This window comes from Streptomyces sp. NPDC046860, from assembly GCF_040645115.1.
Lineage (GTDB): Bacteria > Actinomycetota > Actinomycetes > Streptomycetales > Streptomycetaceae > Streptomyces.
On record NZ_JBEYXQ010000003.1, the window covers coordinates 260,551 to 281,549 of the forward strand.

The window sequence follows — 20,999 nt, forward strand, 5'->3', positions numbered from 1 at the left end:
GGGGTGCGGGGGACCGGGGTCGGGCGGCCCGGTCCCCTCCCAGCATCCCACTTCGCGGGGGCCGTCCCGTGCCGAGTTGCCGTGGGGCACCGATGCGAGAAGGTGAGGGAGGACGTTCCGCGAAGGGAGCTTGTGGTGGCAGGCGGTCCCGTCGACGACGCCGTGGTGCTGAACGCGCTGTTCGGCGACTCCCCCCAAGGGCTGTTCGTCTTCGACGCCGACCGGAAGGTCACCCGCTACAACCCCTCCGGCCGGTGGGTGCGGGCGCTCGCGCCGGAGGACGTCCTCGGACACGACGTCGAGGACTTCACGCCCGGCTTCGACCCCGTGGAGCTGCGGGCCCTGATGGACGAGGCCCTCGCCGGGGGCGTCCCGCTGCGGCGCCGCCTGGTCCGAGGGCTGTCGCCCATGGCCCCGCGCCGGACACTCGCGCTGGAGGTGTCGGTCTTCCCGCTGCCCGGTTCCCGGGGTGGCGGTCCCGCCCTGGTGGGAGTCGTCGAGGACGTCACCGAACGGCAGGCCGCCGCCGACCGCCTCGCCGTGCTCAGCGCGGTGCACTCGGCCGTCGGCTCCACCCTGGACGTGCGGACCACGGCCGACGAACTGGTACGCGCGCTCGTGCCCGCCTTCGCCGACGGCGCGAGCGTGGACCTGCTAGACGACGCGCCCGCCACCGGAGCCGTGTCCGCCCGGGTGCCGCTGCGCCGCGTGTCCTTCGCCCCGGCGGACAGCGTGACCGCCCGGAAGGACGGGGACAGCCGTCCCTTCCCCTTCCCGACCCCGTACACCCAGGCCCTCAACGACACCCGGGCCCGGATCGTGCCCGTCGCACCGGACACGCCGTGGCTCGCCACCGACCCGGACGCGTTCGCGCCGCTGATCGAGGCGGACGTGCACTCCATGATCGTCGTACCGCTCATGGTGCGGGACACCGTGCTCGGTCTGCTCAGCCTGTACCGGTACCGGACGGACGCCTTCGAGGAGGCCGATCTGGACGTGGCCCGGCAGGCCGCCGCCACCACCGCGGCCCACCTGGACAACGCGCGCAGCTACCGCCGCGAGCACACGGTGGCCTCCGCCCTGCAGCGCAGGCTCCAGCCCAGTACCGTCCCGTGCCTGTCGGCGGTGGAGACCGCCCACATGTACCTGCCCGAGAGCGCGGGCGGCGACTGGTTCGACGTCATCCCCCTGTCCGGCACACGCGTCGCCCTCGTGGTCGGCGACGTCGCCGGACACGGCATCGAGGCGGCGGCCACCATGGGCCAGCTCCGCATCGCCCTGCGCACGCTCGCCCTCCAGGACCTGGAGACGGACGAGCTGCTGACGCACCTTGACGAGGTCGCCTCCCAGCTCGCGGACGCCTCGGCCGCCTACGTGGCGACCTGCGCGGTCACCGTCTACAACCCGCTCTCCCGGCGCTGCGCCATGGTGCGGGCCGGGCACCCGGCCCCGGTGATCGTCGACCCCGCCGGATCACCCGTGCCGGTGGACGTGCCCCTGGGGCCGCCGCTGGGCGCCGGGGGCGGCCGGGTCTTCACCCCCGCCGTGATCGACCTGCCCCGGGGAAGCGTGCTCGCCCACTACACCAGCGGCCTCCTCGGCGCCCGCGGCCACGACCCGGCCGCCGCCCGGCGCGCCCTCGAACACACCCTCGCCTCCCCGAACCGCCCGCTGCGGGAACTGTGCGACGACGCCGTGTACCGCATGGCGCCCTCCCGCCACGACGACGCCGTCCTGCTGCTGGCCCGCACCCGCACCCTGCCGGAGGAACACGTCGCGAACTGGACGCTGCCCGCCGAGCCGTCCGTGGTGAGCACGGCGCGCCGCCTCGCCGACCAGCAGCTCGCCGTCTGGGGCCTCGGCGCGGCGGCCGACGACACGGCGCTGATCGTCAGCGAACTCGTCACCAACGCCATCCGCTACGGCACCGGCCCCATCCGGCTGCGTCTCGTCCGCGACCGCGGCCGGCTCCTGACCGAGGTCACCGACGCCAACAGCACCAGCCCCCACCTGCGTCACGCCCGCGAGAGCGACGAGGGCGGCCGGGGCCTCTACATCGTCATGAGCCTCAGCGCCCACTGGGGCGTCCGGCACAGCCACCGGGACAAGACGATCTGGTCCGAGCAACTGCTGGAGGAGGACCCGGCCGACCCCGCGGTCCTGCCGTGAGCGGCTTGCGGCCGCGCCCGGCTCAGGCCGTCCGGCGGACGTACGCCGCCCAGGTCACCCCGGCGCAGAGCACGTACGCGGCGACGAACGCGACGTAGGCCGCGTCGCCGTTGCCGACGGCCAGGAACGACTGGCGGAAGGCGATGTTGACCAGCACGCCCCCGAAGGCGCCGACCGCGCCGGCGAAGCCGATCAGGGCGGAGGCGCGGGCCGCGCCGTCCGGGACGGTGCCGCACAGGGTCGGGATCATCTTGTAGGTCGAGCCGTTGCCCAGGCCGCTGAGGACGAACAGGGCGGTGAACGCCGTCACGAACAGCGGCAGGGAGTGCGCCCGGGAGGCCGCCAGCGCCAGGAGGGCGCCGCCCGCCATCGCCGCGAAGGCCGCCAGGCTCACCCGCGCCCCGCCGAACCGGTCGGCGAGCCTGCCCCCCACCGGACGGACCAGCGAGCCGAGCAGCGGGCCGAGGAAGGTCAGGTACGCGGCACTGACCGGGGTGGCGAACTCCGCCGCGAACTGCACCTGGAGCACCTGCCCGAAGGCGAACGAGAAGCCGATGAACGAGCCGAAGGTCCCCACGTACAGCAGCGACACCAGCCAGGTGTGCCGCCAGCCCAGCAGGACGCGCAGCTGCCCGGGAGGCCGGGGCAGGCGCAGGTCGTCCATCCGGAGGAAGGCGCACCCGGCGGCGACGACGATGAGCGGCACGTACAGCAGCACCAGCAGGCGGGGATGGCCCGCGCCCGCCGTGGCGAGGACGGCGAGCCCGGCCAGCTGCACCGCCGGGACACCGAGGTTGCCGCCGCCCGCGTTGACACCGAGGGCCCAGCCCTTGAGGGCCTGCGGGTAGTACGCGTTGACGTTCGCCATGGAGGAGGCGAAGTTGCCGCCGCCGACGCCCGCGAGGCACGCGGTGAGCAGCAGGGTGCCGTAGGAGGCGCCGGGCTCCAGTACGACGGCGGTCGCCACCGTGGGGACGAGCAGGAGCAGCGCGCTGACCACCGTCCAGGTGCGCCCGCCGAACACCGCGACGGCGGCGGCGTAGGGGACGCGCAGCAGCGCGCCGAGGGCGGTGGGCAGGGCGGTCAGCAGGAACTTGCCGGCCGGGTCGACGCCGTACTCGGGGCCGAGGAAGAGGACGAGGACGGACCACAGGCTCCAGACGGAGAAGCCGACGTGCTCGGCGAGGACGGACCAGACCAGGTTGCGGCGGGCCACACGGGCGCCGCCCGCCTCCCAGAAGGCGGGGTCCTCGGGCCGCCAGTCGGTGAGTTCGCGGCTCCGGCCCGGCAGCAGCCGGGGCGGGGCGGGGGCGGCCTCGCGGACGCCGGAGGAGCCGGTGGGGTGGGTCACGGGCATGCGGAACCGCCTTCGGTGGGAGTGGTGCGCACCGGCCACACGGGCAGCCGGGCGGGCGTGCCGTCGGGGGCGACGGGCTCGTCGAGACAGGTGCCGGTGCTCAGGTCGAAGACCTGCTTGTACATGGGGGAGGCGACGACCCGCGCCGCCCCCCTGCTGCCGAGCAGGCCGCGGGACATGACCTGGGCGCCGCTGAACGGGTCGCGGTTGCCGACCGCGTGCAGCCGCCCGTCCCGGTCGCGGAAGAGGGCGACCTGTTCCTCGCCGAGCAGCAGGGCCACCCCCCGCCCGGGGACGAGGTCGGCGTAGGGCAGCACGGGCACCCAGCGGGCGCCGTGCCGGACCTCGACGACGACGTCCTGGGCCGGCCCGGCTTCGGTGGAGACGGTCATCACAGGGCCTCCTGACGGGCGGTGAGGACGAGGTCGGTGAGCGGGCGTCCGGGTTCGCCGGGCCGGGCGGGGCGCATCTGGCCGCGTTCGGGGACGAAGGTCACCGTGGGGTCGGGCACGTCCGGGGCGTTGGCGAAGGAGGTGAAGCGGCGCAGCCGGTCGGGGTCCTCCAGCACGGCGGCCCACTCGTCGGCGTAGCCGGAGACATGGCGGGCCATCTGGGCGTCGAGGTCGGCCGCGATGCCGAGCGAGTCGTCCAGCACGACGGCCCGCAGATGGGCGAGGCCGCCCTCCAGCCGTTCCAGCCAGGGCGCGGTGCGCTCCAGGCGGTCGGCGGTGCGGATGTAGAACATCAGGAACCGGTCGATGGTGCGCACCAGCGTCGCCTTGTCCAGGTCGGTGGCGAGCAGGTCGGCGTGGCGCGGGGTGGTGCCGCCGTTCCCGCCGACGTACAGGTTCCATCCGGCGGAGGTGGCGATGATCCCGAAGTCCTTGGACTGCGCCTCCGCGCACTCGCGGGCGCAGCCGGAGACGGCGGACTTCAGCTTGTGCGGGGCGCGCAACCCCCGGTAGCGCAGCTCCAGTTCGATGGCGAGTGCCGTCGAGTCCTGCACTCCGTACCGGCACCAGGTCTCGCCCACGCAGGACTTCACGGTGCGCAGCGCCTTGCCGTAGGCGTGGCCGGACTCGAACCCGGCGTCGACCAGGCGGCGCCAGACGGCGGGGAGCTGGTCGACGCGGGCGCCGAGGAGGTCGATGCGCTGCCCGCCGGTGATCTTGGTGTAGAGGCCGAAGTCGCGGGCCACCTCCCCGATGACGATCAGCTTCTCCGGAGTGATCTCACCGCCCGGCACGCGCGGCACGACCGAATAGGAGCCGTTGCGCTGGAGGTTGGCGAGATGGTGGTCGTTGGTGTCCTGGAGGGCGGCCTGTTCGCCGTCCAGGACATGTCCGTTGCCCAGGCTCGCCAGGATCGAGGCGACGACGGGCTTGCAGACGTCGCAGCCCTCGCCGGTGCCGTGGCGGCCGAGCAGCGTGGTGAAGTCGGTGATGCCCCGGACGCGGACGATCTCGTACAGCTCGGCGCGGGTGTGCGCGAAGTGCTCGCACAGGTCGCGGGACACCTCGGTGCCGTTCGCGGCCAGCTCGTCCCGGACCAGAGTGCCGAGGGTCTTCAGGCAACTGCCGCAGCCGGTACCGGCCTTGGTGCACTTCTTGACCCCGGCGACATCGGTGAGTCCCTGCTCCCGTACGGCCGCGCGGACCGCGCCGCCGGTCACGTTGTGGCAGGAGCACAGCACCGCGTCGTCGGGCAGCTCGGGCGTGGTGCCGCCGTCCCCGGCGGCGGGCAGGACCAGCCGCTCCGGGGGTACGGTCAGCGGCTTCCCAGCGAGCGCGAGGGGCCGCAGGACGGCGTACGCCTCTGTGTCGCCGACGAGGACACCGCCGAGCAGGGTGTCGTCGGCGCCGATGACGAGCTTCTTGTAGACGCCGGAGCGGCTGTCGGTGAAGGTGACGTCCAGGGAGCCGTCGGCCGTGCCGTGCGGGTCGCCGAAGCTGGCCACGTCCACGCCGAGCAGCTTGAGCTTGGTGGACAGGTCCGCGCCGGTGAACTCGCCCTCCAGGCCGCACAGTCGCCGGGCCGCGGTCTCCGCCATCGCGTAGCCGGGCGCGACCAGGCCGTAGACCCGGCCGTCGGCCGCCTGGGCGCACTCGCCGATGGCCCAGACGTGCGGGTCGGCGGTGCGGCAGGAGGCGTCGACGGTGATGCCGCCGCGCTCTCCCACCGGCAGCCCGCACGCGCGGGCCAGCTCGTCCCGGGCGCGGACCCCGGCCGAGAACACCACCAGTTCCGCCGGGAGTTCGGTGCCGTCCGACAGCCGGGCCGCGCGGACGCGGCCGTCGGAGCCCGCCTCCACGGCCGAGGTGCCCGCGCCGGTGTGCACGCGCACGCCCAGATCCTCGATCTTGCGGCGCAGCACCGCCCCGCCGCCCTCGTCGACCTGGAGCGCCATCAGGCGGGGGGCGAACTCCACCACGTGCGTGTCCAGTCCCAGGGCGCGCAGCGCGCCGGCCGCCTCGAGACCGAGCAGCCCGCCGCCGACGACGACCCCCGTACGGGCCCGCGCGGCGTCCTCCCGGATGGCCCGGACGTCGTCGAGGGTGCGGTACACGTGGCAGCCGGGGGTGTCCGCTCCGGGCACGGGCGGCACGAAGGGGTACGAACCGGTGGCGAGGACCAGCGCGTCGTAGCGCAGGACGCGGCCGGAGGCGCTGGTCACGGTGCGGGCGGCGCGGTCGACGCGGACGGCCGGGTCGCCGAGGCGGAGCGTGATGCCGTGCCGCGCCATGAACCCGTCCGGAACCAGGCCCAGTTCGTCGCCGGTCGTGCCGGAGAACCAGCTCGTCAGGTGCACGCGGTCGTAGGCGGGCCGTGGCTCCTCGGCGAGCACGGTGACATGCCAGGCGTCGGCGCCCGGCTGCTCGGCGAGCGCCTCCAGGAAGCGCTGTCCGACCATGCCGTGGCCGACGAGCAGCAGTTCCTTCGGGGGCCGGTGGGGGGAGGCGGTCATGGGCGGGACTCCTCGGGGAGGCGGGCGGACGACGGAGGGACGAGCAGGGACAGCGGGTCCGGGCCGACGGGACGGCCGGTGAGGAAGGCGCGGGCGAGGCCGCCCGCGGTGGCGAGGTCGCCGACGAGGATCGCGCCGACGATCCGGTCGCCGCGCAGCACGAGCTTCTTGTAGGCGCCGCGGGTGGCGTCGCCGATGCGCAGCACGTCGGCGCCCTCCTCGGCTGCGTCGTCGCAGGAGCCGAACGCGGCGTACTCCACGGGGCCCGCGGTGAGGCGGGCCAGGGCGGGCGAGCCGGTGTACCGCGCGCCGGGACCGGTGCGGCTGAGCCGGGCCGCGAGCACGTCGGCCTGGTCCCAGGCGGTCGTGGCCAGACCCTGCGGGACGCCTCGGTGCTCGGCGCAGTCCCCGATGGCGTAGGTGTGCGGGGCGCAGGCCAGGGTGTCGTCCACCATGACGCCGTGCCGCACCGCCAGCCCGGCGGCGCGGGCGAGGCCGGTCCGGGGACGCGCCCCGCAGGCGAGGACGACGAGGTCGGCCGCCGTCCGGCGGCCGTCCGCCAGTGCGACCCCGGTGACGCGCTCGCCGCCCTCCAGGACCGGGGCTCGCTCGCCGGTGTGGACCGTGACGCCGAGGCGGTCCAGCGCGGTGCGCAGGGCGGTGCCGGCCAGGCGGTCCAGATGGCGTTCGGCCAGGTGCGGGCCGCGGTGGACTATCCGCACGGTCAGTCCCCGGGCGGCGAGGGCGCGGGCGGTGGCTATGCCCAGCACACCCCCGCCGATCACCACGGCACGGGCGGCGGTGTCCGCGTCCCGGGCGAGGCGGGCGCAGTCGGCGAGGGACCGCAGCGTGTGCACACCGGCCGACGGGCCGACGGGGCCGCCGAGCGGCGGGAGCACCGGTTCGGCACCGGTGGCGAGGACCAGTTCGTCGTAGGTCTCGCGGCTGCCGTCGGCGAGGGTCAGGGCGCGGCCCCGGATGTCGACGGCGACCACCTCGGCGCCGGTCCGCACGCGGGCGTCCCCGGTGGGCAGCGCGAGCGCGTCGGCACGGTGGCGCCCGGCGAGGACGTCGGCCAACAGGGTGCGGTTGTAGGGGCCTTGCGGTTCGGCGCCGTAGAGCGTGGTCTCCGTGGGCCCGGCGTGGGCGTGGAGCTGCGCGGCCAGGCGCGCGCCGGCCATCCCGGCGCCGACGACGGCGATGCGGCGGGACCTCACGCCGTCACCGCGACCGGCGCGTCGGGCACGCGGACCCGGGGGAGCACCGCCTTCTCGACCCGCACCGCGCACACCTTGAACTCCGGCATCCGGGAGACGGGGTCGAGAGCCGGGTTGGTCAGCAGGTTGGCGCGTCCCTCGCCGGGCCAGTGGAACGGCATGAACACCGTGTCGGAACGGATGGCGGGGGTGACGCGGGCCGGTGCGGTGACGGCCCCCCGGCGGCTGGTGACCGTGAGCAGGTCCCCCTCGCCGACACCGAGCCCGGCCGCGAGAGCGGGATGGAGTTCGACGTACGGTCCGGGCGCGGCGGCGGCCAGTTCCGCCACCCGGCGGGTCTGGGCGCCGCTCTGGTAGTGGGTGACGGTCCGCCCGGTGGTGAGGTGCAGCGGGTAGGCGCCGTCGGGTTCCTCGGCGGCGGGCCGGTGGGAGGGCGCGGCGAAGCGGGCCCGGCCGTCGGGGTGGGCGAAGCGGTCCAGGAAGAGGCGCGGGGTGCCGGGGTGGTCCGGGGCCGGGCAGGGCCAGAAGACGCCGTCCTCGGCGGTGATCCGGTCGTAGGAGATGCCGGAGTAGTCGGCGGGCGCCCCGGCGGTGGCCCGGCGCAGCTCGGCGAAGACCTCCTCGGGGGCGTCGGGGAAACCCGTCGCGTGGCCCAGCCGCCGGGCCAGCCCGTGCAGCACCGCCAGGTCGCCGCGCACCCCGGGCGGCGGGGCGACGGCCGCCCGGCGCAGCAGGACGCGGCCCTCCAGGCTGGTCAGCGTGCCGGTCTCCTCCGCCCACTGCGTCACCGGCAGGACGACGTCGGCCAGCAGGGCGGTCTCGGACAGCACGACGTCGCACACCGCGAGGTGGTCCAGCGCGCCCAGCCGGCGTGCGACGCGCGAGGCGTCCGGGGCCGACACGACCGGGTTGGACCCCATGACCAGCAGCGTGCGGACCCCGCCGGGGCGGCCGAGGGAGTCCAGCAGCTCGTACGCCGAGGGCCCGGAGCGCGGCAGCGTGCCGGGGTCCACGCCCCAGACGGCGGCGACGTTCGCCCGTGCCTCCGGGTCCTCCAGAGAGCGGTAGCCGGGCAACTGGTCGGACTTCTGCCCGTGTTCGCGGCCGCCCTGGCCGTTGCCCTGCCCGGTGAGACAGCCGTAGCCGCTCAGCGGCCGCCCCGCCCGGCCGGTGGCCAGGCACAGGTCGATCCAGGCGCCGACGGTCGCGGTGCCCTTGCTCTGCTGCTCGGGCCCGCGCGCGGTGAGCACCATGCCGTCCGGGGTGCGGGTGAACAGGTCCAGCGCCCGCCGGAGTTGGGGTACCGAGACGCCGGTCAGCGCCTCCACGCGTTCGGGCCAGTGGGCCATCGCGGCGGCGCGGGCCCGGGCCCAGCCGGTGGTGCGGGCGGCGACGAACGCCTCGTCCACGTGCCCCTCGGCGACAGCGAGATGGAGCAGCCCGAGTGCCAGGGCCAGGTCGGTGCCGGGGACGGGCTGGAGATGCAGGTCGGCCAGTTCCGCCGTCCGGGTGCGGCGCGGGTCGACGACCACGAGCGTGCCGCCGTTCTCCCGCAACTCCCGCAGGTAGCGCACGGCGGGCGGCATCGTCTCGGCCGGATTGGCGCCGACCAGGATCACGCAGCCGGTGCGGGCCACGTCCGCGAGCGGGAACGGCAGACCGCGGTCCAGACCGAACGCGGCGCGCGAGGCGGCCGCCGCCGAGGACATGCAGAAGCGGCCGTTGTAGTCGATCGAGCGGGTGCGCAGCGCCACCCGGGCGAACTTGCCGAGCAGATAGGCCTTCTCGTTCGTGAGGCCGCCACCGCCGAACACCCCCACCGCGTCCGGCCCGTGGGCGCCCGCGGTGGCGGTCATGGCCGCCGCGACCCGGTCCAGCGCCTCCTCCCAGGACGCCTCGCGCAGACCGTCCCCGTCACGCACCAGGGGCGCGGTGAGCCGCGCACCGGGCGCCAGCAGCGCGGCCGAGGTCTGTCCCTTCCCGCACAACGCACCCCGGTTCACCGGGAATTCGTCGCGCCCGGTCACCTCGGGCACACCTTCGGCGGGGCGCAGGCGCATCCCGCACTGGAGGGAGCAGTACGGACAGTGTGTGTCGGTCATGACCAAGAGGCTGGCCCGCCGCGGTTACCACCGGCGCTCGCCCGCGTTGCCCGTGCGGTACGGGACCCGCACGGCACCGCCGGAGCGGTGTGCGGGAGAGGACATCTTCCGTAACACGCCCGCCCGCCCTGGTAACGGGGACGTGACCGGCGGGCAACGGCCGCGACATCGCGCCCCCGCAGCCTCGGGGCATGAAGGCCGGTACCAGGGAGAAGCCCGCCGAACTCACCGGATTCACGGTGGGCGTCACGGCGGCACGCAGGCGTGAGGAGCTGACGGCGCTGCTGCGCCGGCGCGGGGCACGGGTGGTGGAGGCGCCCGCGCTGCGCATCGTGCCGCTGGAGGACGACGCCGCACTGCGCGCGGCCACGGAGAGATGCCTCGCGGCCCCGCTCGACTACGTGGTGGCGACCACCGGCGTCGGCTGGCGGGGCTGGATGAGCGCCGCCGAGGGCTGGGGGTACGGCGCCGCGCTCACCGCGGCCTGCCGGGAGGCCGCGGTGCTGTCGAGGGGTCCGAAGGCGACCGGCGCGGTACGGGCCTGCGGCACCAGGGAGACCTGGTCGCCGGCCTCGGAGGCGGTGGACGAACTGCGGTCCTGGCTGCTCGCGCGGGATCTGCGCGGGCGGCGGGTCGCCGTGCAGGAGCACGGGGCGCCGCTGCCGGGGCTGGCGGCCGCGCTGCGGGAACGCGGCGCCGAGGTGGTGGAGGTGCCGGTGTACCGGTGGGCGCCGCCGCAGGACCCCGAGCCGGTCCGCCGGCTGGCCGAGGCCACCGCGCGCGGCGAGGTGCACGCGCTGCTGTTCACCTCGGCGCCGGCCATCACCTCCTTCCTGGAGCACGCCGAGGCGGCGGGCCGCTACGAGACCGTCCTCGAACGGCTGCGGCAGGACGTGCTGGCCCTGTGCGTCGGCGCGGTGTGCGCCCGCCCGCTGCTGGAGGTCGGCGCGGAGCCGGTGTGGCCCGAACGAGGCAGACTGGGAGCGATGGTCCACCTGCTCACCGCCACGCTCCCCGGCCGGAACCGCTACCCCGTCCCGGCCGGCGACCGCACGCTGGTCCTCCAGGGCAACGCGCTGCTGCTCGGCGGCGACGGGACGGGGGAGCTGCCGGAGGCGGTGTGGCTCACGCCGGGGTCGGCGCGGGTCCTCAGGGCGCTCGCCGAGCGCCCCGGCTGGGTGGTCGGCCGCCCCGAGCTGCTGCGCCGGGTGTGGCCGGGCCGGGGCGCCGACGAGCACGCGGTCGAGGCCGCCGTGACACGCCTGCGTGCGGCCCTCGGCCCTTACGCGGGTCTGGTGCGCACGGTGCCCAAGCGCGGGTACCGGCTGGCGACGGAACCCCGCGGAGGCACCCGGTGAACGCCCGCCCCGTCCTGCTGGCGGTGGCCCACGGCACCCGTGATCCGGAGGGGGTGCGCACGGTACGCGCCCTGCTGGACGAGGTCCGCCGTCTGCGGCCCGGGCTGCGGGTGGAGCTCGCCTGGCTGGGGCTGGTGGAACCCACGGTGCCGCGGGCCCTTCAGGACCTGTCCGGCCCCGCCGTCGCCGTTCCCCTCCTGCTGGCCAGGGGCTACCACGTACGCGCCGACCTCCCCGCCCTCATGGCGGACGTCCCACCCGGCGCGGTCCGGGTGGCCCCCGCGCTCGGCCCCTCCCCGCTGCTGGCCGACGCCCTGGCGGCCCGGCTGGCCGAGGCGGGCCGCCCGGCGGACGGCGGACCGGTCGTCCTGGCCGCCACCGGCTCCTCGGACCCCCGCGCCCGGGCGGACACCGCGGAGTCGGCCCGGCTGCTGTCGGCCCGCCTGGGCGCCCCGGTGACCGTCGCCCACGCCTCCGGCGAAGGCCCGACGCCCGCCGAGGCGGTGTCCGCCTGGCACGCGGCCGGCCGTCCGGCCGTGTCCCTGGCGGCTCACCTCCTGGCCCCCGGCCACTTCGCCCGGACGCTGGCCGGGACCGGGGCCCGCTGGACGACGGCCCCCCTCGGCACCCACCCCTCGGTCGCGGAACTGGTGCTGCGCCGGTACGACGAGGCGGCGGGCGCGGCGCGGCTCGCGGCGGCCGGGCGGGCCCGGGGCGGCTGACGGACGCGGGCGCCCGTTTGCGGTCGGCGGCGGTGGCACGAACCATGGACGGGGGATCAGTCCCCCTCGGGGCACGGTGCCCGTCCGGACGGTCACCGTCCCGGGGCACCCGCCACCACCAGCGGCTGGGCAAGCCGCGCGACGAGGCACTCGTGTGCCCATTCCAAGGAGTGGCCATGGCCGACATCCCGCCGCCCATCACCCCCTACCTCGAACCGGCCGCGAAGGAGCTCGCCGAGGCGACCGACCCGCACCCCCGGATCTACGAGGTCCCGCCGGAGCAGGGCCGGGCCATCCTCGCCGACCTGCAGAGCGACACCAGCGTGCCCCGCCCCGAGGTCGACGAGGAGTGGGTCGACGTGGACGCCGGTGAGTGGGGGACGGTCCGCACCCGGATCATCCGCCCCAAGGGCGTGACCGGCCCGCTGCCGGTGCTGATCTACATCCACGGCGCCGGCTGGGTGTTCGGCGACGACAAGACCCACGACCGCCTCTTCCGCGAACTCACCGTCGGCGCGGGCGCGGCCGGTGTCTTCCCGGTCTACGACCGCGCGCCGGAGGCCAAGTACCCGACCCAGGTGGAGCAGAACTACGCCGTGGGCCAGTGGGTGCTGGAGCACGGCGCCGAGCACGGCCTGGACACCTCGCGCATCGCCGTCACCGGAGAGTCGGTCGGCGGCTGCATGTCGGCGGTGTTCGCGCTGATGAACAAGGACCGCGGCGGCATCGACCTGAAGGCCCAGTGCCTCCTCTACCCGGTGGCGAACGCCGACTTCGACACCCCGTCCTACAACCAGTTCGCCGAGGGCTACTACCTCACCCGCGAGGGCATGAAGTGGTTCTGGGACGCCTACACCTCCGACCCGTCCGACCGCAACGAGGTGTACGCCGCCCCGCTCCAGGCGTCCCTGAGCGAGCTCCAGGGGCTGCCGCCCACCCTGGTCATCACCGACGAGGCGGACGTCCTGCGGGACGAGGGCGAGCAGTACGCCAACAAGCTCCGCGAGGCGGGCATCGACGTCACCTCCGTCCGGGTCGCCGGCATGGTGCACGACTTCCTGCTCCTGGACAGCCTGCGGGACACCCGGGCGGCCAACATCGCTCGCAAGATCGCCATCGACTTCCTGGGGAACGCCCTGCACGACGACGAGTGAGGCAGGCGGCACGACATTTGTTGACGGTGCTTACATCAGTGGCTACGCTGATGTAATCACCGTCAACATGCGTTCCAGGAGCCGCGTCATGCCCGCTTCCCGGCAGAAAACAGTGAAGGTCGACCTCGGTGGCCGTACGGTCCCGGTCCCCGAGGGCGGTCTGTACGACCGGTATGGGATGGAGACCGACCTCGACGAGGTGGCCCGTGACCCCCGCGTCAGCGGCGTGGACTTCTTCCGGAAGCTGCCGAAGACCAGGGTCGACTCGCCGATCGGCCCCACGCTGACCCCGAACTTCTACTACCGCGTCTCCACCGCCCGGCTCACGATGCTCGCGCCCGCCCGCGCCATCCGCTCCCGGCTGCCCCGCGAACTCGCCCCGCTGGAGGTCGCGCCCGGACTCGGCCTGGTCTCCGCGATGTTCTTCCGGTACGACGTGTGCGACATCGACTTCTACACCGAGGCCGCGATCGGCGTCGCCGTGAAGCCCGCCCGCCACGGCGGGCTCGGCCTCTTCGACCTCGTCGCCGCGCTCAAGAACGAGCACCTCGACTCCTACGTGCTCTCCCTGCCGGTCAGCACCGAGATCGCCCAGGTGCGCGGACACGACGGCTACGGCTTCCCCAAGTGGGTGACCGGGCTCGACGTCGACATCGACGCCCACCGCACCACCGCGCGGGTGGCGAACGACGCGGGCGGCGTCGACCTCGCGCTCTCCGCGCCCACCCCGGCCCAGAAGAGCCACCCGAGCGGCGAACGCGTCACGTCGCTGACCTCGTACACCTCGATCGGCGGGGCCTGGCACTCCACCCTGAGCCAGACCAACGTGCTCTCGGCCGGGACCTCGCTCGTCCCGCGCGGCGTCCGGCTCACCGTGGGCCAAGGGCGCATGGCCGACGACCTGCGCTCCCTCAGGCCGATGCGGACCGTCCAGTTCGACGTCGTCACCGAGGGGCAGCTCGCCCTGCACATGCCCGTCCCGACCTCGGTCCGCACCCGGTAGACAGGAACCCCGCCATGGCCACCGCCCCAGCCACCCGTGTCCCGCTTCCCGCCTCGCTGACCCCGGCCCGGACCGAGCGGCTCGCGGCACGCGTCAGCGCGGCACCCGACGCCGCCCGCGTGACCACCACCGCCCCCTACACCGGCGCACCCCTGGCCGACCTGCCCGTCTCCACGCCCGCCGACGTCGAGGACGCCTTCGCGCGCGCCCGCATCTCCCAACGGTCCTGGGCCGCGCTCCCGTTGAGCCGCCGCAAGCAGATCCTGCTCCGCTTCCACGACCTCGTCCTCGCCCGCCAGGACGAGGCGCTGGACCTGATGCAGGCCGAGAACGGCAAGACCCGCCGCGACGCGTTCCTCGAAGTCGTGGACATCGCCGTCGTGTCCCGCTACTACGCCCGCAACGGCGCCCGGTACCTCGCGCCCAAGCGCCGCCGGGGTGCGATCCCGCTGCTCACCCACACCACCGAACTGCGCCACCCCAAGGGCGTCGTCGCGGTCGTCTCGCCCTGGAACTACCCGCTGAGCATGGCCGCCAGTGACGCGATCGCGGCCCTCATGGCCGGCAACGCCGTCGTCCAGAAACCCGACACGCAGACCGCGCTCACGGCGCTGTGGTCACTGGAGCTGATGCGGGAGGCCGGACTCCCCTCCGGTGTCTGGCAGATGGTGCTCGGGCGGGGCGGTTCCCTCGGCGGCGCGCTGATGGACAACGCCGACTACATGATGTTCACCGGCTCCACCGCCACCGGCCGGCGGATCGCGCGGGACGCGGGGGAGCGGCTCATCGGCTCCTCCCTCGAACTCGGCGGCAAGAACGCGATGCTGGTGCTGGACGACGCCGACATCGACAAGGCCGCCGACGGCGCGATCGCCGCGTGCTTCCCCTCGGCGGGCCAGCTCTGCGTCTCCGTCGAGCGGCTCTACGTGGCGGACGCGGTCCACGACCGGTTCGTGGACGCGTTCGTCGCCCGCACCGAACGGCTGAAGGTCGGCGCCTCGTACGACTTCGGCCAGGACGTCGGCAGCCTCACCACTCCCGCCCAGCTGCGCACCGTCACCGAGCACGTCGACGACGCCGTGGCCAAGGGCGCCAAGGTGCTCGCGGGCGGCAGGGCGCGCCCGGACCTGGGCCCGCTGTTCTACGAGCCGACGATCCTCGCCGGTGTCACCCCGGACATGACGCTGTACGAGCACGAGACCTTCGGCCCCGTCGTGTCCGTCCACCCCGTCCACGACGACAGCGAGGCCGTCGCGCGGGCCAACGCCACGTCGTACGGCCTCAACGCGAGCGTCTGGTCCCGCAGCGCCTCGCGGGGCCGTGCCGTCGCCGCCCGGCTGCACGCGGGTACCGTCAACGTCAACGAGGCGTTCGCCGCCGCCTGGGGCAGCGTCGACGCGCCGATGGGCGGCATGGGCGACTCCGGTCTCGGCCGCCGCCACGGCGCGGAGGGCATCCTCAAGTACACCGAGGCCCAGACCGTCGCCCACCAGCGCGTCCAGGGGTTCACCCCGCCGAAGAGCATCCCGCCGGAGACCTGGGCGGCCCTGCTGACCGGCGCCCTGAAGGTGCTGAAGGCGGTCGGCTCGCGCTGAACCGACGACCGGCGACAAGGCGGCGCGGCTCCCGGGGGGAGGCCGCGCCGCCTTGTCGTGCGCGGTGCGTGCCTAGGCGGCGCGCCGCTGTGTGGTGAGCCAGGTGCGGTAGCGCCGCAGCGCCCGGCGCTGCTTGCGCAGCTCGGCGAGGAGGGCGACCGCCGGGTGGGTGCCGGGCCGGGGGCGGCCGCCGCGCGCGATCCGGCGCATCTGGTGGCGGACCTGGGCCATGCTCGCCGCCGAGGCGAGCGCCTTGTCCGACCATGTCACGGGACGCAGCTGCCGCCCGGCCTCGCCGCCGGTGAGCCAGCGCGCCGGCAGGTCCGGGGTGACGGCGAGGGCGGTGCCCATCCCGATGACGGCGACACCGCTGTCGAGGACGCGCTCGGCCGTCTCGCGCCGGGTGATGCCGCCGGTCAGCATCAGCGGCACCGGGCTCGACCCGACCAGGTCCTTCGCCAGGTCGAGGAAGTACGCCTCGCGGGCCTGGGTGCGCGCGTCGGCGGCGCGGCCGGACATCGCCGGGCTCTCGTAGCTGCCGCCGGACAGCTCGACCAGGTCGACACCGAGCGGCGCGAGCATCCCGATCACCTGGCGTGCGTCGTCCGCGTCGAAGCCGCCGCGCTGGAAGTCGGCGGAGTTCAGCTTCACCGCGACCGCGAAGGAGGGCGAGACGGCGGCCCGTACCGCGCGGACCACGTCCATCAGCATCCGGGCCCGGTTCTCCAGCGAGCCGCCCCACCGGTCGGTGCGCTTGTTGACCAGGGGGGAGAGGAACTGCGAGAGCAGGTAGCCGTGCGCGGCGTGCACCTCCACCCCGTCGAAGCCCGCCTGTTCGGCGCGCCGGGCGGTCACCGCGAACCGGGTGACCGTCTTTTCGATCTGCTCGGCGGTCATGGCGACCGGGCGGCCGAAGCGGCCGCTGTGCCTGCCGAGGTCGACACCGACGGCGGACGGGCCCCACACGACGCCGGGCATGTCGGAGCCGATCTGGCGTCCGGGGTGGTTGATCTGCATCCAGACCGCCCCGCCGCCCGCCTTGGCGGCCTTCGCCCACCGGGCGAACGGCTCCAGCGGCGCGGCCTCGTCCAGCACCACACCGGCCGGGCCGGTCAGTGCCTCGGCGTGGACCATGACGTTGCCCGTGAGCAGCAGTCCGGCACCGCCCTCGGCCCAGCGCCGGTACAGCCCGAGCAGCTCGGCGCCGGGCAACTGGCCGTCGGCGGCCATGTTCTCCTCCATGGCCGCCTTGGCGATCCGGTTGCGCAGTACCTGCCCGGAGCGCAGGGACAACGGCGAGAACAGTTCGCTGGTCATCCTGCTTTCCCCTCTCGATCTCCATCGCTTACAATGTGTGCAGCGTTCACATTAGGTCAGAGATGTAAGCGCCGTAAACTTCAGGGAGTGTGACCTATGCCGCAAGCGACCAGCTCGTACCACCACGGCGATCTGCGCGCGGCCTGCCTGCGGGCCGCGCGGGAGCTGCTGGAGGAGGACGGCAGCGCCGGCCTGTCCCTGCGCGCGGTGGCGCGACGCGCGGGAGTGTCGGCGACCGCCCCCTACCGCCACTACGCCGACCGCGACGCCCTGGTCTCCGCCGTCGCCGCCGAGGGGTACCGCGAACTCGCCGCGCACCTGGTCGCCGCCCACCCCTCGCCCGTGACCCCCGACGAACTGGCGGCGGTGGCCGTCGCGTACGTACGCTTCGCGCTCGACCGGCCCGCGATGTTCCGGGTGATGTTCGCCGAGCCCTGCGACCCCACCAGCGAGGAGCGGGTCGCGGCCACCGCCGCGATCTCGGAGTACGTCCGCGACATCGTCCGGGGAGCCTTCCCCGGCGCCGACCCGGACAGCCTGGCGACGACGGTGTGGGCCCTCGTCCACGGCCTCGCCTTCCTCCACCTGGACGGCAAACTCGACGCCTCCTCGCCCGAGGCGGTCGGCACTCAGGTCCGGGCGGCGGTCCACGCACTGTTCGGCGCCCTCGGGACGGCGCCGCGCGAGGAGCCGTAGAAGCCGCCACCAATCCGCCCGCGCCCCGGGACCGGATTCCCCGCATGAGCGAGGAACAGCAGGGCCCGAGGACACCGTCACGTCTGTCACGGCCGGCGCTGGGGGCGCTGGGGGCACTGAGCGGCCTCCTGGCCGGCTTCGCCTCCCTGGCGCTGGCCGAGCTGGTGGCGGCGGCCGTACGTCCCCAGTCCAGCCCGGTCGTCGCGGTCGGCTCGGCCTCCATCGACCGCACCCCGGCGGCCGTCAAGGACTGGGCGATCCGCAACTTCGGCACCGACGACAAGCTGGTCCTCCAGCTCGGCATCCTCGCGGTCCTCACCCTGCTCGCCCTGGCCCTGGGCGCCCTGGCGGTACGCCGCCGGGCGGCCGGGGCCGCCGGAATCCTGCTGTTCGGCGTCATCGGCGCGGCCGCCGCCCTCACCCGGCCCGACTCGCGCGGCTTCACGGACGCGCTGCCCTCCCTGACCGGAGCCGTCGCCGGAGCCGCCCTCCTGTACTTCCTGGCGGGACGCCTCACAACCCCCGTACCGACAGCGGATGCTGACGGCGCGCCCGCCGAACCGGGCGCCTGGGACCGCCGGGGCTTCGTCATCGCGGCCACCTCGGCCGCGGCCGCGTCCGCCGTCGTGGGCGGGGCCGGCCGGTCGCTCACCTCCTCCCGGGCCGGCGACGCGGCGGCCTCCCGGAAGCAGGTCGTCCTGCCCCGCCCCGGCTCCCCGGCCGAGCCGGTGCCCGCGCGGGCGGCGCTGCGGGTCGACGGAGTCAGCCCCTACCTCACACCCAGCAAGAACTTCTACCGCGTCGACACCGCCCTGGTGGTGCCCAAGGTCGACGCCATGGCCTGGCGGCTCCGCATCCACGGCAAGGGCGTGACCCGGCCGCTCACCCTCTCCTTCGACGACCTGCTGCGCCGGAACCTGATCGAACGCAACATCACCCTGACCTGCGTGTCCAACGAGGTCGGCGGCCCCTACGCGGGCAACGCCCGCTGGGTGGGCGTCCGCCTGGCCGACCTGCTCGCCGAATGCGGGGTCCAGGCACCCTCGCGCGGCGGACCGGCCGACCAGCTGGTGGCCCGCTCGGTGGACGGCATGACCATCGGCACCCCCGTCGAGGACGTCATGGACGGCCGCGACGCCATGCTCGCCGTCGGGATGAACGGCGAACCGCTGCCCTTCGAGCACGGCTTCCCCGTCCGCATGGTCGTCCCCGGGCTGTACGGGTACGTCTCCGCCTGCAAGTGGATCCAGGACATCGAGCTGACCACGTTCGACTCCTACGACCCGTACTGGGTCAAGCGCGGCTGGGCGCGGAAGGCGCCGATCAAGACCCAGTCCCGGATCGACACGCCCAAGCCGTTCGCCCGGCCGAAGACCGGGACCGTCATGGTGGCCGGCGTCGCGTGGGCCCAGCACCGCGGCATCGACAAGGTGGAGATCCGCGTCGACGACGGCCCCTGGCAGGAGGCGCACCTGGCCGCCGAGGACTCCCGCGACACCTGGCGCCAGTGGTCCTTCCCCTGGCGGGCGGACAAGGGGTCCCACACCCTCACCGTGCGCGCCACCGACCGCACCGGAAGCGTGCAGACCGAGAAGCGCGCGCGTACCGTCCCCGACGGCGCCAGCGGATGGCACTCCGTCGTCGTGACCGTGGAGTGAGGCGCGCGGCGGACCGCAGCGCGACCCACCCCGGCCCGACCCGGCCGCCGGGGACGCCCCGCCCCTTGCCCCGGACGGGCCGGTCTGGTTCCGTACCGCGGGTGCCAGTACGTGATCACGGAGAGACGAGGGGAACGAGCGGCGTGGAGCGGGGAACGAGGAGAAGCGCCAGGAACCCGCTGCCCGAGGGGCTCGGACAGGCGATACGGGAGACGGCCGGCGACATCGCCGGCCTGCTGCGCGCAGCGACGGACACCACCGTCCCGGTACCCGGACTGGAGTGGTCCGTCGGCGAGACCGCCGCCCATCTGGCCCTGGCAGGCGCCCTGATGGCCGATCTCGCGGCCGGGCGGGAACGCCCCTACGGCGACGGCACGCCCGGGAGTCTCGCGGCCGCCAACGCCCGGAGCCTCGACGAGTTCCCCGAGCGCGGGGCGGAGCCGCTGGCCGCGCTGATCGTCGACGGGGCCGACGCGTTCCTCGCCGCGACGGAGGAGGCCGGGCCCGGCCGCACGCTCCTGACCCCGCTCGGCCCCATGGAGCCGGACGTGCTCGCCTCCTACCTGCTGACCCACATGCTGGGCCACGGCTGGGACCTGGCGCGCGGGCTGGGCCGCCCGCACATGATCGATGCGGCACGGGTCGGCCTGTGCCTGCCCTTCCTGAAGACGGCGATGCCCCGCGTCGCCGTCGCCCCCGCCGGGCTGGAGGCCCGTTACGCCCTGCGCGTCCGGGGCGGCGAGAGCTTCGGCGTCACCTTCTCCGACGGCACGGCCGAGGTGCACCCGGACCCGCCGCGCAGCCCGGACTGCACCATCGTCACCGAACCGGTCACCTTCCTCCTCATCGCCCTGGGCCGCCTCGGTCCCTGGCAGGCCATGGCGCGCGGCGGCGTGCTCGCCTGGGGCCGCAGACCCTGGCTCGCGCTCCGGTTCCCCACACTGTTCGAAGCACCCTGATGGTGAACGGAGATCGAGGGTAGGCGTGGTCGGGAACGACGTACGCGCTCGATCGCAGGAGGCTTCCCATGAGCAAGTTCGGGGATCTGGCCAACAAGGCCAAGGAGTTGGCGAAGGGTCACCCTGACCAGGCCGACAAGGGTGTGGCGAGTGTCGAGCGGATGATCGACGAGCGCACGGGCCACAAGTACGACGCGCAGACCGACAAGGCCGCCGACGCCGTGCGCCGTTCCTACGGGAGCGGCCGCCCCGACGCCGACGGCACGCCCCGGCACTGACCGGTCCCCGGCCGGGAGCGGAGCGACGACGGTGCGGGACACGAGCGCGTGTCCCGCACCGTTCGCGTGCCCGGCCGGTCAGAATCGGCCCCATGGCCGAGCACCCCCCGCCCGAGAAGACGCCCGACGGCCACTTCGTCGTCATCGGCGGGCGGCGCTGGCGTGCGACGGACCCGGAGATCCCCGAGGAGGACGCGGCCCGGCTGCGCCGCCACCTCATGGCCGCCCGGCGTGCCGTGCGCGACGCCCCGGACCAGGCGGCGGAGCGGGCCGCGCGGAGCCGGGTGCGGCGGGCCAAGACCGCGCTGGGGGAGCGGGGGACGCCGTGGTGGGAGCAGTCCGGGCAGGAGCGCCGCCGGCGCTGGGAGGAGGGGCTCGCCGGGCTCGACACCGACTTCCCGCTCTGACCGGCCGCCCTCCACAGAGTTTCGACAATGTCGCCTCCTACG

General features: G+C 74.8%; 17 protein-coding genes. 11 read left to right on the forward strand and 6 right to left on the reverse strand.

Translation table 11 applies throughout. The features are described from left to right. Window positions 1-135: 135 nt before the first annotated feature. On the forward strand, window positions 136-2,169 hold the full coding sequence (locus tag ABZ898_RS06855; protein ID WP_361653583.1) for a SpoIIE family protein phosphatase: 2,034 nt from the start codon (window positions 136-138) through the stop codon (window positions 2,167-2,169). Between the two features lie 22 nt (window positions 2,170-2,191). Here ABZ898_RS06855 and ABZ898_RS06860 read toward each other — a convergent pair whose 3' ends face one another. From ABZ898_RS06860 to ABZ898_RS06880, 5 genes are read right to left on the reverse strand one after another with little or no spacing between them, the layout of a single operon-like run. Further along, a complete protein-coding gene (locus ABZ898_RS06860; RefSeq protein ID WP_361653585.1) occupies window positions 2,192-3,526 on the reverse strand; it encodes a nitrate/nitrite transporter in 1,335 nt (444 codons plus the stop codon). After that, a complete protein-coding gene (locus ABZ898_RS06865; RefSeq protein WP_361653587.1) occupies window positions 3,517-3,918 on the reverse strand; it encodes a nitrite reductase (NAD(P)H) small subunit in 402 nt (133 codons plus the stop codon). The genes ABZ898_RS06860 and ABZ898_RS06865 overlap by 10 nt, the downstream gene beginning before the upstream one ends. After that, window positions 3,918-6,491 (reverse strand): nitrite reductase large subunit NirB, encoded by a 2,574-nt coding sequence (nirB, locus tag ABZ898_RS06870; protein ID WP_361653589.1) that lies wholly within the window; start codon window positions 6,489-6,491, stop codon window positions 3,918-3,920. Before nirB ends, ABZ898_RS06865 begins: the two co-directional genes overlap by 1 nt. Then, on the reverse strand, window positions 6,488-7,708 hold the full coding sequence (locus ABZ898_RS06875) for an FAD-dependent oxidoreductase (protein WP_361653591.1): 1,221 nt from the start codon (window positions 7,706-7,708) through the stop codon (window positions 6,488-6,490). Before ABZ898_RS06875 ends, nirB begins: the two co-directional genes overlap by 4 nt. Next, a complete protein-coding gene (locus ABZ898_RS06880; RefSeq protein WP_361653593.1) occupies window positions 7,705-9,810 on the reverse strand; it encodes a molybdopterin oxidoreductase family protein in 2,106 nt (701 codons plus the stop codon). The genes ABZ898_RS06875 and ABZ898_RS06880 overlap by 4 nt, the downstream gene beginning before the upstream one ends. 191 nt (window positions 9,811-10,001) lie before the next feature. Between ABZ898_RS06880 and ABZ898_RS06885 the strand changes: the two genes are divergently transcribed. The 5 genes from ABZ898_RS06885 (at window position 10,002) to ABZ898_RS06905 (ending at window position 15,642) form a co-directional block, all read left to right on the forward strand. After that, window positions 10,002-11,168, forward strand: a complete 1,167-nt coding sequence (locus tag ABZ898_RS06885) for a uroporphyrinogen-III synthase (RefSeq protein WP_361653595.1) — start codon at window positions 10,002-10,004, stop codon at window positions 11,166-11,168. Continuing rightward, a complete protein-coding gene (locus tag ABZ898_RS06890; RefSeq protein WP_361653597.1) occupies window positions 11,165-11,890 on the forward strand; it encodes a CbiX/SirB N-terminal domain-containing protein in 726 nt (241 codons plus the stop codon). Before ABZ898_RS06885 ends, ABZ898_RS06890 begins: the two co-directional genes overlap by 4 nt. A gap of 176 nt (window positions 11,891-12,066) precedes the next feature. Next, the gene (locus ABZ898_RS06895) at window positions 12,067-13,044 is read left to right on the forward strand and encodes an alpha/beta hydrolase (RefSeq protein ID WP_361653599.1); all 978 of its coding nucleotides are present in this window, start codon (window positions 12,067-12,069) and stop codon (window positions 13,042-13,044) included. Between the two features lie 88 nt (window positions 13,045-13,132). Further along, a complete protein-coding gene (locus ABZ898_RS06900; protein WP_361653601.1) occupies window positions 13,133-14,047 on the forward strand; it encodes an acetoacetate decarboxylase family protein in 915 nt (304 codons plus the stop codon). A 14-nt stretch (window positions 14,048-14,061) separates the two neighbouring features. Then, a complete protein-coding gene (locus ABZ898_RS06905) occupies window positions 14,062-15,642 on the forward strand; it encodes a succinic semialdehyde dehydrogenase (RefSeq protein ID WP_361653603.1) in 1,581 nt (526 codons plus the stop codon). Window positions 15,643-15,714: 72 nt separating this feature from the next. Here the strand turns inward: ABZ898_RS06905 and ABZ898_RS06910 are convergent, their stop codons facing one another. Next, complete coding sequence (locus tag ABZ898_RS06910) at window positions 15,715-16,959, reverse strand: NADH:flavin oxidoreductase/NADH oxidase family protein (RefSeq protein ID WP_361653605.1); 1,245 nt, start codon at window positions 16,957-16,959, stop codon at window positions 15,715-15,717. 96 nt (window positions 16,960-17,055) lie between these two features. On the opposite strand from ABZ898_RS06910, the gene ABZ898_RS06915 reads away from it, so the two are divergent. From ABZ898_RS06915 to ABZ898_RS06935, 5 genes are all read left to right on the forward strand, one after another. Continuing rightward, window positions 17,056-17,655 carry a TetR/AcrR family transcriptional regulator gene (locus tag ABZ898_RS06915; protein WP_361653607.1) on the forward strand — a complete coding sequence of 200 codons (600 nt, stop codon included), beginning with the start codon at window positions 17,056-17,058 and terminating at the stop codon, window positions 17,653-17,655. Between the two features lie 44 nt (window positions 17,656-17,699). Further along, the gene (locus ABZ898_RS06920) at window positions 17,700-19,313 is read left to right on the forward strand and encodes a molybdopterin-dependent oxidoreductase (protein WP_361653608.1); all 1,614 of its coding nucleotides are present in this window, start codon (window positions 17,700-17,702) and stop codon (window positions 19,311-19,313) included. 143 nt (window positions 19,314-19,456) lie between these two features. After that, window positions 19,457-20,272 carry a maleylpyruvate isomerase family mycothiol-dependent enzyme gene (locus tag ABZ898_RS06925; protein ID WP_361653610.1) on the forward strand — a complete coding sequence of 272 codons (816 nt, stop codon included), beginning with the start codon at window positions 19,457-19,459 and terminating at the stop codon, window positions 20,270-20,272. Between the two features lie 68 nt (window positions 20,273-20,340). Beyond that, complete coding sequence (locus ABZ898_RS06930; RefSeq protein ID WP_361653612.1) at window positions 20,341-20,550, forward strand: antitoxin; 210 nt, start codon at window positions 20,341-20,343, stop codon at window positions 20,548-20,550. A gap of 92 nt (window positions 20,551-20,642) precedes the next feature. Then, window positions 20,643-20,957, forward strand: a complete 315-nt coding sequence (locus ABZ898_RS06935) for a hypothetical protein (RefSeq protein WP_361653614.1) — start codon at window positions 20,643-20,645, stop codon at window positions 20,955-20,957. Window positions 20,958-20,999 lie beyond the last annotated feature (42 nt).

What these genes read in the sequence shown, in the direction of transcription:
- ABZ898_RS06935 (WP_361653614.1), top strand. Translation starts at nt 20,643, where the DNA reads ATGGCCGAGCACCCCCCGCCCGAGAAGACGCCCGACGGCCACTTCGTC.
- ABZ898_RS06910 (WP_361653605.1), bottom strand. Translation starts at nt 16,959, where the DNA reads ATGACCAGCGAACTGTTCTCGCCGTTGTCCCTGCGCTCCGGGCAGGTA.
- ABZ898_RS06905 (WP_361653603.1), top strand. Translation starts at nt 14,062, where the DNA reads ATGGCCACCGCCCCAGCCACCCGTGTCCCGCTTCCCGCCTCGCTGACC.
- ABZ898_RS06880 (WP_361653593.1), bottom strand. Translation starts at nt 9,810, where the DNA reads ATGACCGACACACACTGTCCGTACTGCTCCCTCCAGTGCGGGATGCGC.
- ABZ898_RS06860 (WP_361653585.1), bottom strand. Translation starts at nt 3,526, where the DNA reads ATGCCCGTGACCCACCCCACCGGCTCCTCCGGCGTCCGCGAGGCCGCC.
- ABZ898_RS06920 (WP_361653608.1), top strand. Translation starts at nt 17,700, where the DNA reads ATGAGCGAGGAACAGCAGGGCCCGAGGACACCGTCACGTCTGTCACGG.
- ABZ898_RS06895 (WP_361653599.1), top strand. Translation starts at nt 12,067, where the DNA reads ATGGCCGACATCCCGCCGCCCATCACCCCCTACCTCGAACCGGCCGCG.
- ABZ898_RS06865 (WP_361653587.1), bottom strand. Translation starts at nt 3,918, where the DNA reads ATGACCGTCTCCACCGAAGCCGGGCCGGCCCAGGACGTCGTCGTCGAG.
- ABZ898_RS06930 (WP_361653612.1), top strand. Translation starts at nt 20,341, where the DNA reads ATGAGCAAGTTCGGGGATCTGGCCAACAAGGCCAAGGAGTTGGCGAAG.
- nirB (WP_361653589.1), bottom strand. Translation starts at nt 6,491, where the DNA reads ATGACCGCCTCCCCCCACCGGCCCCCGAAGGAACTGCTGCTCGTCGGC.
- ABZ898_RS06885 (WP_361653595.1), top strand. Translation starts at nt 10,002, where the DNA reads ATGAAGGCCGGTACCAGGGAGAAGCCCGCCGAACTCACCGGATTCACG.
- ABZ898_RS06900 (WP_361653601.1), top strand. Translation starts at nt 13,133, where the DNA reads ATGCCCGCTTCCCGGCAGAAAACAGTGAAGGTCGACCTCGGTGGCCGT.
- ABZ898_RS06915 (WP_361653607.1), top strand. Translation starts at nt 17,056, where the DNA reads ATGCCGCAAGCGACCAGCTCGTACCACCACGGCGATCTGCGCGCGGCC.